Here is a 12,646-nt window from a genome sequence, read left to right as displayed (position 1 = left end):
ACCGCAGGTATCCGCCGTCGGCGTTGATCGCTGGTGACCACCCGGACGTGGGGATGCCAGCGATCGCGGTCCGTTCCGGTTCGCCGATCGCCGATCGAGTACTCCACACTGCGGCCACGCTTGCGGTTTTGCTCGACCAGCCAGTCCAGCACGGCGTGAGCCGCGGCGGCCGAGTCACCGCGCACCAGCAGGCGCCGCCGATGCTCGGTCGGGATCTGCGCGAACGCCTCCGCCAGGACCTCCAGGTGATCGGCCGCGGTGTTCGCACCGGCGTTGCCCAGCCGCAGCGCAGGATGCCATCGCCGACACCTACGGCCACGATCCTGCCCGCGCACGCCCGAAACGTGTCGAGCGATCACCGTCTCGTGTCCCGCCACCAACCGACGACGCCGACCAACCCTCGACCAGCCCCTGGGCAGACCCACGCGATGCGACTTACGAAGTGAACCTCACCCGCACGGTCCGGAGGCTCACCGCAGCGCTCACCCGGATCACGGACAGGTGAAGCCTCAATGGTCGTCGGAACCGGGTCCGCAGCCACGGCAACGGCAGACCGGGGGCCCAGGACACCGTCTACATAGATCTAGAACCGGGAAGCGGAGGTCCTCGCAGCTGCTCCCATAGTAATGGGTGCATACGGAGCAGCCCCTTACCCGAGATTTCAGGCGAGGGGGCTGCGAGCTGCAAATATAGATAGTGGACCATACGTGGCAGAATAAGAACCGCGTTTTCCCAGTCCAGGGCCCAGATGTGCCAGTTGCGGCCGTCCGCCGACGCGTGGTGTGAAACCTAGGTCGGTGGCCACCGGCGTTCACTGCGGGGTACCGCGGTCCCGGTCGGGCAGCGCGAGATGCCCGATATCGCGGGGGTCTTCGATTCTTGATATCCCTCCCGGTCAGTGGTTTCGGCTCCGGGAGTTCGGGTAGGCCCTACGGAACGGTCAAATCCGGAAATATTTGGGGGGAGACGGCCATGGCAAAGGCGGTCGGTATCGATCTCGGGACCACGAACTCGGTGATCGCTACCGTGGAGGGCGGCCAGCCGACGGTGATTGCCAACGTCGAGGGGTCGCGCACGACCCCGTCGGTGGTGGCGTTTACCGATCAGGGGGAACGGCTGGTAGGGCAGCTTGCCCGGCGGCAGGCGGTCCTCAACCCGAAGGGCACGATCTATTCCGCCAAGCGCTTCATCGGCCGCCGGTACGAGGAGGTTGCCAGCGAGCTTAATGCGGTGACGTTCGACGTCGAGTCTGGCCCGGAGGGTGCGGTCCGGTTCAAGGTCCGCGACCGCCAGTACGCGCCGGAGGAGGTATCCGCGCTGGTGCTGCGCAAGCTCGTGGAGGACGCGGCGAAGTTTCTCGGCGAGAAGGTGACCGAGGCGGTCATCACGGTGCCGGCGTACTTCAACGACGCGCAGCGCACCGCCACGAGGGACGCCGGGCGGATCGCCGGTCTGGAGGTGTTGCGGATCATCAACGAGCCGACCGCTGCGGCTCTGGCGTACGGCCTGGACAAGCGCCAGCACGAGACGGTGCTGGTGTTCGATCTCGGTGGCGGCACGTTCGATGTCAGCATCCTGGACGTGGGCGACGGTGTGGTGGAGGTGCGGGCCACGGCCGGCGACAGCCATCTGGGCGGCGACGACTTCGACCGCCGACTTGTCGACCACCTGGCCACCGAATTCCAGCGCGAGCAGGGCATCGACCTGCGGCGGGATCCGCAGGCGCTGCAGCGGCTGTTTGAGGCCGCGGAGAAGGCGAAGGTCGAGTTGTCGTCGGTCACTCAGACCACCGTGAACCTCCCGTTTGTCACAGCCGACGCTAACGGCCCCAAACACCTCAACATGACGGTGATGCGGTCGACGTTCGAGCAGATCACCGCCGACCTGGTCGAGCGCTGCCTGGAACCTGTGCGGCAGGCGATGGCCGACGCCAAGGTCGCCGACAGCGACATCGACGAGGTGATCTTGGTCGGCGGGTCGACGCGGATGCCCGCCGTGCAGAACCTGGTCCGGCGGCTGACCGGCGGCAAGGATCCGAACATGACGGTTAACCCGGACGAGGTGGTCGCGCTCGGTGCCGCGGTCCAGGCGGCGGTCATCAAGGGTGAGGTCAAGGACGTGCTGCTGCTGGACGTCACGCCGCTGTCGCTGGGCGTGGAGACCATGGGCGGCGTGATGACCAAGATCATCGAGCGGAACACGACCATCCCAGCCAGGCGCACGGAGGTGTTCTCCACCGCCGACGACAACCAGGGCGCGGTCGACATCGTGGTTCTGCAGGGCGAACGGGAGCGCGCGGCCGACAACCGGGTGCTGGGCCGGTTCCGGTTGGAGGGCGTGCGGCCGGCGCCGCGGGGCGAGCCGCAGATCGAGGTCACCTTCGATATCGATGCCAACGGCATCCTCAACGTTTCGGCCCGGGACCGCGATACCGGAGCCGAGCAGCGGATCACGATCAGCGAGACCAGCAACCTGGACAAGTCCGAGATCGACCGGATGGTGGCGGAGGCCGAGCAGCACCGCGGCGAGGATGCTCGCCTGCGCGCGGAGGTTGACGCGCGCAACGAGTTGGACGCCATCGCGTACCAGGTGCGGCGGCGGCTGTCGGATCTGGGCGACCAGGCCCCCGTACACGAGAAGGCCCGCGCGGAGATGCTGGTGGCCGACGCGCACCAGGCCGTCAAGGAGCAGGCGCCGATCGACCGGGTCCGCTCACTCACGTCCGAGCTCCAGCAGGTCTACCACAGCCTCGCCGCCGCCGCCGGGACCGGGCCCGCCGGCGGTGGCGGTGACCAGAGCGGTGACCGCCCGCCGGGCGGCGGACCGGACGACGATGTCATCGACGCCGAGTTCACCCCGAGCTGAGCCTCGTGGCCGCCGACGACGATGACCAGCGCAACGGCCTGGAACCCGAGCCGGCTGCCAGCGACGCGCAGATCCTGTCGCCCGTGCTGCTTGACGAGCTTCGTGCGGAGGTGAGTGACCTTCGCACGCGGGTGGCGGATCTGGAGGACCGGTGGCGGCGGGCGCTTGCGGACGCCGACAACCTGCGTAAGCGGGCGGCCCGTGAGTCGGCTGTGCAGCGCGAGGACGAGCGGGCCCGGGTGGCCGCGGAGTGGCTGCCGGTGCTCGACAACCTCGACCTGGCGTTGGAGCACGTCGGAGACGATCCGTCCCCGGTGGTCGAGGGCGTCCGGGCGGTACGCGAGCAGGCCTTGGGTGTGCTCGCGCGGCTCGGTTTCCCGCGCCGGTCCGACGAAGGTGCGGCGTTCGACCCGAGCCGGCACGAGGCGGTGGCCGTGCTGCCCTCGCCCGAGGCGCCCGCGGGCACGATCCTGCGCGTGGTGCGGCCCGGGTACGGCACCGAGGAGCGCCTGCTGCGGCCGGCGGCGGTGGTCGTCGCGAAGGGCGAGTAGATGGCTCGCGACTTCTACGAGGCCCTTGGGGTGCCGAGGAACGCCAGCCAGGACGAGATCCAGCGGGCGTACCGCAAGCTGGCGCGCACGTACCACCCGGACGTGAACTCCGACCCCGGCGCGGAGGACAGGTTCAAGGAGATCTCCGAGGCGTACGACGTGCTGTCCGACCCGGATACCCGCAAGCGCTACGACGCGTTCGGCGCCGACTTCCGCCAGGTACCTCCGGACGTCGATCCGTCGACGTGGGCGCAGGCCCGCGGCCGGGCGCGAGCCGGGGCGGGCCAGGCCCACGGCGGGCCGTTCACCTACGCCGACGCCGAGGGGATCGACCTGGAGGATCTGCTGGGCAGCATGTTCGGCGGCCGGGGCCGGCGCGGCTGGGGTCCAGTGCCCGGCGCCGACCAGGAGGCCGAACTGGTGCTCTCGGTCGAGGACGCCTACCGGGGCGGGCGCCGCCGGATCACGCTCGACGGGCGCAGTCTGGACGTCACGATCCCGGCGGGCGTGACCGATGGACAGCGCATCCGCCTGGCCGGGCAGGGTGGTCGCGGCAGCGACGGCGCCGCGGCCGGCGACCTGTACCTGGTCGTCCGGGTCGCCCCGCACCCCCGGTACCGGGTGGACGGGCGGAACATCTCCGTCGACCTTCCGCTGGCGCCCTGGGAGGCGGCGCTGGGCGCGTCGGTCGTGATCGACACACCGGGCGGCGAGGCCAAGGTGAAGGTCCCCGCCGGCACGTCGTCCGGACGGCGGCTGCGCCTGCGCGGGCGCGGCCTGCCCAACCCGCGAGGCCAGCCGGGCGACCTGTTCGCCGAGGTCAAGATCATGGTCCCGGATCGGCTCACGGACGAGGAGCGGCGGTTGTTCGAGCAACTCGCCGCCGCCTCCAGGTTCGACCCGAGGAGGGGATCATGACCTACGCCCTCGTACGCGTCACAAGTGCGGACCCACGCCGGTTCGACCTGGAGGCGTTCTGCCGGGTGGGGCAGGTGCACCCGGACCTCGTATTCCGGTTGGTGGCGCTGGGGCTGCTCGACCCGGAGCGGGGCGCGGCGGGCGAGCTGTGGTTCCGTCCCGCGGACCTGTTCGCGCTGGCCCGGATCCGGCGGCTGCGCGCCGGGCTCGGGGTGAACTACGCCGCGCTCGGCGTGGTGATTGATCTCCTGGACCGGATCGCCGACCTGGAACGGGCGCTGCACAAGACACCATCTCGACGGACCGGAGACCGACCATGGACCTGAACCGTCTGACCCAGAAGTCCCAGGAGGCGTTGCACGACGCGCAGACCAAGGCGCTGCGCTTCGGGCACACCGAGGTCGACGGCGAGCACCTGCTGTTCGCGCTGCTCGACCAGCCGGACGGCTTGGCGCCCCGGCTGCTGGCGACGGCCGGCGCCGACCCCGATGGGCTGCGCAAGGAGCTGGAGGCCGAGCTGAACCGCCGGCCCCGGGTCAGCGGCCCGGGCGCCGCGCCTGGACAGGTCTTCGTGACCCAGCGCATGTCCCGGCTGCTCGACGCCGCGCAGCGGGAGGCGAAACGGCTCAAGGACGAGTACGTCTCCGTCGAGCACCTGGTGATCGCCCTCCTCGACGAGGGCACGCAGACCACGGCGGGCCGGCTGCTGCGCCAGCAGGGGCTGACCCGCGACCGGTTCCTGCAGGCACTCACCGAGATCCGCGGCAACCAACGGGTCACCTCGGCGATGCCGGAGGTGGCGTACGAGGCGCTGTCCAAGTACGGCCGGGACCTAGTCGCCGACGCAGCGGCCGGCAAGCTCGACCCGGTCATCGGCCGGGACGGCGAGATCCGCCGCGTGATCCAGATCCTGTCGCGCAAGACCAAGAACAACCCAGTCCTGATCGGCGACCCGGGCGTCGGCAAGACCGCCATCGTCGAGGGCCTGGCCCAGCGGATCACCCGCGGCGACATACCCGAAGGGCTGCGCGACAAGACCGTCTTCGCCCTCGACATGGGTTCGCTGGTGGCCGGCGCCAAGTACCGCGGCGAGTTCGAGGAGCGACTCAAGGCCGTGCTGAACGAGGTCCGGGCCGGCGAGGGTCGGATCCTGCTATTCGTCGACGAGCTGCACACCGTCGTCGGGGCGGGCGCCGCCGAAGGGGCGATGGACGCCGGCAACATGCTCAAGCCGATGCTGGCCCGGGGTGAGCTGCACATGATCGGCGCCACCACGGTCGACGAGTACCGCCAGCACGTCGAGAAGGACGCCGCGCTGGAGCGCCGGTTCCAGCCGGTACTCGTGGACGAACCATCCGAAGAGGACGCCATCTCGATCCTGCGCGGCCTGCGCGAGCGCCTGGAGGTCTTCCACGGCGTGAAGATCGCCGACAACGCGCTGGTGTCCGCCGTGACGCTCAGCCACCGCTACATCTCCGACCGGTTCCTGCCGGACAAGGCTATCGACCTGGTCGACGAGGCCTGCGCGATGCTCCGAACCGAGATCGACTCGATGCCGGCCGAGCTCGACGAGCTGAGCCGGCGGGTGACCCGGCTGGAGATCGAGGAAGCCGCGCTGTCCAAAGAGGACGACCAGGCGAGCCGGGTGCGGCTGGACCAGCTCCGCAAGGAGCTGTCCGACCTGCGCGCGGAGGCCGACGCGCTGCGGGCGCAGTGGGAGGCGGAGCGCCAGGCGCTGCGCCGGGTGCAGGAGCTGCGCCAGGAGATCGAACAGGTACGGCACGACGCCGAGGAGGCCGAGCGGAACTACGAGCTCAACCGCGCGGCCGAGCTGCGCCACGGCAAGCTCCCCGAATTGGAGCGGCGGCTGGCGTCCGAGGAGGATCGGCTCTCGTCCCGGCAGGGCGGCAAGCGGCTGCTGCGCGAGGTGGTCACCGAAGAGGAGATCGCCTCGATCGTGTCGCGCTGGACGGGCATCCCGGTCAGCCGCCTCACCGAGGGAGAGCGGGACAAGCTGCTGCGCCTGGACCAGATCCTGCACCAGCGGGTGGTCGGCCAGGACGAGGCGGTGCAGCTGGTCGCCGACGCCATCATCCGCGCGCGTTCCGGCATCAAGGATCCGCGCCGGCCGATCGGGTCGTTCATCTTCCTGGGGCCGACCGGGGTCGGCAAGACCGAGTTGGCGCGTTCGCTCGCGGCAGCGCTGTTCGACACCGAGGACAACATCGTCCGCATCGACATGAGCGAGTACCAGGAACGGCACACCGTCAGCCGCCTTCTCGGCGCGCCGCCCGGTTACGTCGGTTACGAGGAGGGCGGCCAGCTCACCGAGGCGGTACGCCGCAAGCCGTACTCGGTGGTGCTGTTCGACGAGATCGAGAAGGCGCACGCCGACGTGTTCAACACCCTGTTGCAGATGCTCGACGACGGCCGGCTCACCGACGCGCAGGGCCGCACCGTCGACTTCCGCAACACCGTCCTCATCATGACCTCCAACATCGGGTCGGGGTACCTGCTCGATGGCGTCACCGCGGACGGTGAGATCAAGGACGACGCCCGCACCGCGGTCATGGGCGAGCTGCGCCGGCACTTCCGGCCCGAGTTCCTCAACCGGGTCGACGACATCGTACTGTTCAAGCCGCTCACCCAACCCGAGATCGAACGCATCGTGAACCTCATGTTCAACGACCTGCGTACCCGCCTCGCCGACCGGCAGATGCAGCTGGAGGTCAGCGAGGAGGCCCAGCGCCTCATCGCCCGGCAGGGCTTCGACCCGGTCTACGGCGCCCGCCCACTGCGCCGGCACATCGCCCGCGAGGTCGAGACCCGCATCGGCCGCGCCCTTCTCGGCGGGGACGTCCGCGCGGGCGCGGTGATCCGGGTCGACGTGTCCGGCGGCGAACTGACCGTCACCCACGCCGCGCCATGAGGGTCGTCGAGTGTCCGAACTGCGGGCGCAAGAACCGGGTGCCCGCCGCGGCGACCGGCAAACCGCGCTGCGGCGGCTGCCACCAGGACCTGCCCTGGCTGGCCGAAGCCGGCGACGACACGTTCGCCGAGGTCGCCGAGCACGCCGCCGTCCCGGTGCTGGTCGACCTGTGGGCGCCGTGGTGCGGCCCGTGCCGCCAGGTCAGCCCCGCGCTCGAACAGGTGGCCCGCGACCTCGCGGGCCGGCTGAAGCTGGTCAAGGTCAATGTGGACACCGCGCCCCAGCTGTCACAGCGGTTCTCCGTGCAGGCCGTGCCGACCCTCATGGTGCTGCGCGACGGGCAGGTCGTCGCGCGCCAGGCCGGTGCCGCGCCGGCGCACGTTCTGCGCCGATGGGTCGACGACGCACTGGGGTCCCGGACATGACGTCCGGCACCCTTGCCGAGACACCCGACGTCGCCGGGGCCTTTCCCCGCCTGGGCGACGACCAGATCGAGGCGCTGCGCCGGTACGGCGAGCGGCGCCCCACCCGCGCCGGTGACGTGCTGGTCCGGGAAGGGGAACGGCACCGGGACTTCTTCGTCGTCCTGGCCGGCACGGTCGCGATCTTCGAGGGGTACGGCACCGCCGAGGAGCGGCTGGTCAAGGTCCACGGCCCCGGCCGGTTCCTCGACGAGCTGGGCCTGCTCACCGGCCAGCCCTCGTTCGTCTCGGCGGTGGTCGACACACCGGGCGAGGTGCTCGCCGTACCGCTGCCGGCCCTGCGCGAGCTGGTCTCCCGCGATCCCAGACTGGGCGACGTGATCCTGCGGGCCTTCATCTGCCGCCGCGAAATGCTGATCGGCGCGGTCTCCGGCATCCGGCTCATCGGCTCGCGGTTCTCACCCGACACCCGGCGGCTGCGCGAGTTCGCCGCCCGCAACCGCCTTCCGCACACGTGGATCGACCTCGACGACGACGCCGGCGCCGAGGCGCTGCTGCGGCACATGAGCGTCACCCCCACGGACACGCCGGTGGTGATCCTGGGCAACGAGCAGGTGCTCCGCAATCCCACCAACGCCGAGCTGGCCCACATCATCGGCCTGCCCACGCGCGACCCGCCCGAGTCCGAACTCGACCTCGTCATCGTCGGCGCCGGCCCGGCCGGGCTCGCCGCCGCCGTCTACGGCGCCTCGGAAGGACTGACGACCGTGGTGCTGGACGCTATCGGCACCGGCGGCCAGGCCAGCACGTCCGCCCGCATCGAGAACTACCTCGGCTTCCCGGCCGGGATCTCCGGTGCGGAGCTCGCCGACCGGGCCGTCATCCAGGCCGAGAAGTTCGGCGCCACGATCACCGTGCCCACTGCGGCGACCGGCCTGGAGCAACGGGACGGTTTCCACACCGTACGGATCGAAGACGGCACGGAGCTCCGCACCCGCACCGTGGTGATCGCCACTGGTGCCCGCTACCGCAGGCTCGACGTGCCGCGGCTGGACGAGTTCGAGGGCACCAGCGTCTACTACGCCGCCACGATCGTGGAGGCCCGGCTCTGCCTGCGGCAGCCGGTGGTCGTCGTGGGTGGCGGCAACTCCGCCGGCCAGGCCGCCGTCTACCTGGCCCAGCACGCGGCCGCCGTACGGCTGCTGATCCGCCACGACGACCTGGGCCGCGACATGTCCCGCTACCTGGTCGACCAGATCGAGCGCGACCCCCGCGTCGAGGTGCTGCGGCGCGCTGCGGTGCGCGAGCTGGTGGGCCGCGACGGGCAGCTCGAAGCGGTCATCGCGGAGGACACCCACACCGGCGTACGCCACACGCTCGATGCAAGCCTGCTCTTCGTTTTCATCGGAGCCCAGCCGTGTACGGGCTGGCTCGCCGGGCGCCTCGCGCTCGACGACCACGGCTACGTCCACACCGGACCGGCAGCCGCGCCGGCCCCGCCGAGCGACCGCCAACCCGATCTCCTGGAGACCAGCCGCCCCGGCGTCTTCGCCGTGGGCGACGTGCGCAGCGGATCCATCAAGCGGGTCGCATCCGCGGTAGGCGAGGGAGCCATGGCGGTCCGCCTCGTCCACGAACACCTCGCCAGGACCGGCCGCTCCCCGGGCCGGTGACCACAAGCCGCCCCGACCGAAGGAACAGCCAGCTCGACGGCGGGTGCCGCACCGCCAGCCCGGGTGTCCATGCGCGGCACCGACTTGCCGACACTGCTCAGACGGCAACGGTCAGGTCGCGCGAACGCGGCCCGGACCTGACCCGATCTGACAAGACCTAACAGTGCAGGTCAGCCCGGACAGCGCTCCTTGGTGTTCAGATCATCGCATCGGCCGGCTCGCGGTTCGCGCCGCCTTGCGAACAGTGCGCTCGGGGCGCGTCTGCCTCCGCGTTTCGGGCCGCGTCCGGGGTACGCGTTTTGGGGCGCGTTGGGTACGCGTTTCGGGTGGACCATACGTGGCAGAATAAGAACCGCGTTTTCCCAGTTCAGGGCCATCTGTGGTAGTCGCGGCGGTTCGTCGCCGGGCCACGGCGGCAAGATCATGAGGGCCTTGCCATCCCACGTAACGCGGAGCAACTCAACGCGGAACAGGCATGGCCCCTGCCACCCCGGGCAGCATCCGTTACGCAACCTGAGCCGCAATCGCGCCCCGCGCGCGTTGTCTGCGGCAGATCAGGACGCCGGCCTGCCCACTGATCGTGGCATCAAGCGACGCAGAACTCGTTGCCCTCGGGATCCTGCATAAACTCCGGCGGCAACCAGCTCCGGCACCTTCTGTCGGATCGCGCACCGCAGCCGCGGAGCGGCGAGGCGCGGGCGTGCCGCATCGTGGTCGACGCTCATCGCGGCCTCCTTTCGCGGAACGGCTAAGGGTGGGGCCGCCGCCGCTGTCGGCTGGCGGCGGCCCCTGGGGAGGGAGTGCGATGCGTTAGACCGATACGCGTTCGGCCGCTGGTTCGGACGGGACCGGTTCGGGTGTGTCCTCGAGTTCGTGGCGCAGCTTCTCGCCTTCGACGTCCACATTGGGCAGGAGCTTGTCGAGCCAGCGCGGCAGCCACCAGGCGGACTTGCCGAGCAAGGTCATGACAGCCGGCACGATGGTCATGCGGACGATCAGGGCGTCGAAGAGTACGGCGATGCCGAGGGCGAATCCGATCGACTTGATGATCGCGTCCGGAGCCAGGATGAACCCTGAGAAGACGCTGATCATGATGATGGCCGCGGCGGTGACGACCCGGGCGCCGTGCCCGAACCCGGCGATCACGGCCTTGCGTGCCTCGGTGCCGTGCACGTACTCCTCGCGCATGCGGGTGACCAGGAAGACCTGGTAGTCCATGGCCAGGCCGAACACGATGCCGATCAGGATGACCGGCAGGAAGCTGGTGATCGGTCCGACCTGGTCGACGCCGAGCGCGCCGGCGAACCACCCCTTCTGGAAGACCGCCACCACCGCGCCGAAGGTAGCCGCGATGCTGAGCAGGAACCCAACGGTTGCCTTCAGGGGCACCAGCAGGGACCGGAACACCAACATGAGCAGGATGAACGCGAGGCCGACCACGACCGCGAGGTACGGGATCAGCGCGGCACCAAGCTTGGCCGAGATGTCGATGTTGATGGCGGTCAGCCCGGTGACGGCGATGGCCGCGCCGGGCACCGCGCCGTCCTGCTGCCGGATGGCCCGGACCAGGTCCTTGGTCGCTTCGGTGCTGGGGCCGCTGTCCGGGATGACGGTCAGGATCGCGGTGTCGCCGGCCTGGTTGACCGCCGGCTCAGTGACCGCGCTGACGTCCTCGATGCCGCGGATCCGCTCGGCCACCTGGGTGGCCGCCTGCTGCGCGGCCGCGTTCGGCACGTCGACGACGACGACCAGCGGCCCGTTGAAGCCCGGCCCGAACCCTTCGGAGAGCAGGTCGTACGCCTTGCGCTGGGTGGTGTCCTTGGCGGCGGTGCTGTCATCAGACATCCCCAACCGCATGTCCAGCGTGGGCAGGGCGACCACACCGAGCCCGACGACCGCGAGCAGCAGCACCGCCACGGGCCGGCGGGCTATCAACCGCGCCCACCGCACGCCGAAGGTGGTGCGGCTGTCGGTTTCCGTGTCTCGGGCGCGCAGCCCGGGGATCCGCCCGCCGGCGATCCGCCGACCGGCAAAGCCAAGCAACGCCGGCAGCAGGGTCAACGCGATCACAACGGACACAGCGACGGTGAACGCGGCAGCCACGCCCATCTGAGTCAGGAACGGGATCCCGACGACCGACAGCGCGGCCAAAGCGATGATCACGGTCAGGCCAGCGAAGACGACCGCGGAACCGGCGGTGCCGACCGCCCGGCCGGCGGCCTCCTGCGGCTCATGTCCAGCGGCAAGTTCGTGCCGGTAGCGGGAGACAATGAACAGGGCATAGTCGATCGCGACGGCCAGGCCGAGCATCAGCGCGAGGGTCGGGGTATTGGACGACAGGTCGACGAACCCGGATGCCGCGGTGATCACACCGATGCCGATGGCGATGCCGAGGATGGCGGTCAGCAGCGGTAGTCCGGCGGCGATCAGAGATCCGAACGTGATGACGAGGACAAGCGCGGCGACGACCACGCCGATGATCTCGCCGAGGCCCTGCTTCGCGTCGACGGCCAGCGCGTCACCGCCGACCTCGACGCTCAGCCCGCTGGCCCGGGCCTGGTCGACCACGCTGGTGAGGGCGGCACGCGCGGCATCGGACACGTCGTCGCCCGGCACCTGGTAGGTGGCCTCGGCGAACCCGATCGTGCCGGCCTGGTTGACCGCGCCGGAGCTGAACGGGTCGCTGACCGAGGCCACCTGCGGCGCCTGCTCCAGGTCGGCGACCGCCTTCTCGACCGCCGCCTTGTAGGCGGGCTTGCTGAGCGTCTGCCCGTCGGGCGCGGCGAACACCACCCGGGCGGTGGCACCGCCAGCCGACGCCTGCGGGAACCGCTCGGCGAGCAGATCGATCGCTTTCTGCGACTGGGTGCCCGGAATGCTGAACGAGTCCTGCGTCGGCCCGGACAGCGCGAAGGCGCCGATCAGCGCCGCGGCCAGGACCGCCAGCCAGGCGCCGGCGACCCACCGCCGGCGGCGGAAGGCCAACCGGCCCAACCGGTAGAGGAACGAGGCCATGAGAAGTTTTCTCCTGTTCAAGGCGTATGGGATCGCCTGTCCGCTTTCGGTAGCGGATGGCTACGGATACGGCGCCGCTGGTGTCGCCGTGGCGCGGGACGACCAGCCAGGTCATCGGCTGCGCCGGGCTACCTCGAAATGCGACTCCTACATCGTTCGCGAGCAAGCCCCTACTCGTCATCGGCCTGCCGCGGTGACCCGACCCGCCGCGATCGCGGTGGCTCCGGGCGGCCGTCTACCGCGTTCACAGGTGCCTTCACAGCCCGGCGCGGC

Annotated in this window: 9 protein-coding genes and 1 pseudogene; 7 read left to right on the top strand and 3 right to left on the bottom strand. The window is 70.4% G+C overall.

What is annotated here, in order from left to right; genetic code table 11:
- Positions 1-10 precede the first annotated feature (10 nt).
- Positions 11-287, bottom strand: a pseudogene (locus QMG73_RS46610) (IS1380 family transposase); the annotation flags it as partial.
- Positions 288-972: 685 nt separating this feature from the next.
- Between QMG73_RS46610 and dnaK the strand changes: the two are divergent.
- From dnaK to QMG73_RS25510, 7 genes are read left to right on the top strand one after another with little or no spacing between them, the layout of a single operon-like run.
- Positions 973-2,865, top strand: a complete 1,893-nt coding sequence (gene dnaK, locus QMG73_RS25540) for a molecular chaperone DnaK (RefSeq protein ID WP_281899753.1) — start codon at positions 973-975, stop codon at positions 2,863-2,865.
- 5 nt (positions 2,866-2,870) lie between these two features.
- The gene (locus tag QMG73_RS25535) at positions 2,871-3,416 is read left to right on the top strand and encodes a nucleotide exchange factor GrpE (protein ID WP_281899751.1); all 546 of its coding nucleotides are present in this window, start codon (positions 2,871-2,873) and stop codon (positions 3,414-3,416) included.
- Complete coding sequence (locus QMG73_RS25530; protein WP_281899749.1) at positions 3,417-4,334, top strand: DnaJ C-terminal domain-containing protein; 918 nt, start codon at positions 3,417-3,419, stop codon at positions 4,332-4,334.
- Positions 4,331-4,660, top strand: a complete 330-nt coding sequence (locus QMG73_RS25525) for a chaperone modulator CbpM (protein ID WP_281899747.1) — start codon at positions 4,331-4,333, stop codon at positions 4,658-4,660. The genes QMG73_RS25530 and QMG73_RS25525 overlap by 4 nt, the downstream gene beginning before the upstream one ends.
- Positions 4,651-7,263, top strand: a complete 2,613-nt coding sequence (gene clpB / locus QMG73_RS25520) for an ATP-dependent chaperone ClpB (RefSeq protein WP_281899746.1) — start codon at positions 4,651-4,653, stop codon at positions 7,261-7,263. Before QMG73_RS25525 ends, clpB begins: the two co-directional genes overlap by 10 nt.
- On the top strand, positions 7,260-7,688 hold the full coding sequence (trxA, locus tag QMG73_RS25515) for a thioredoxin (RefSeq protein WP_281899744.1): 429 nt from the start codon (positions 7,260-7,262) through the stop codon (positions 7,686-7,688). Before clpB ends, trxA begins: the two co-directional genes overlap by 4 nt.
- Positions 7,685-9,358 (top strand): FAD-dependent oxidoreductase, encoded by a 1,674-nt coding sequence (locus QMG73_RS25510; RefSeq protein WP_281899742.1) that lies wholly within the window; start codon positions 7,685-7,687, stop codon positions 9,356-9,358. Before trxA ends, QMG73_RS25510 begins: the two co-directional genes overlap by 4 nt.
- Positions 9,359-9,944: 586 nt before the next feature.
- Here the strand turns inward: QMG73_RS25510 and QMG73_RS46450 are convergent.
- Together QMG73_RS46450 and QMG73_RS25505 are read right to left on the bottom strand one after the other, a co-directional pair.
- The gene (locus QMG73_RS46450; protein ID WP_407676857.1) at positions 9,945-10,067 is read right to left on the bottom strand and encodes a VOC family protein; all 123 of its coding nucleotides are present in this window, start codon (positions 10,065-10,067) and stop codon (positions 9,945-9,947) included.
- Positions 10,068-10,168: 101 nt separating this feature from the next.
- A complete protein-coding gene (locus QMG73_RS25505) occupies positions 10,169-12,373 on the bottom strand; it encodes an MMPL family transporter (RefSeq protein WP_281899741.1) in 2,205 nt (734 codons plus the stop codon).
- Positions 12,374-12,646 lie beyond the last annotated feature (273 nt).

This window comes from Phytohabitans aurantiacus, from assembly GCF_027923225.1.
In the GTDB taxonomy this organism is placed as follows: Bacteria; Actinomycetota; Actinomycetes; order Mycobacteriales; family Micromonosporaceae; genus Phytohabitans; species Phytohabitans aurantiacus.
This window is presented reverse-complemented; position numbering and strand designations above follow the sequence as displayed.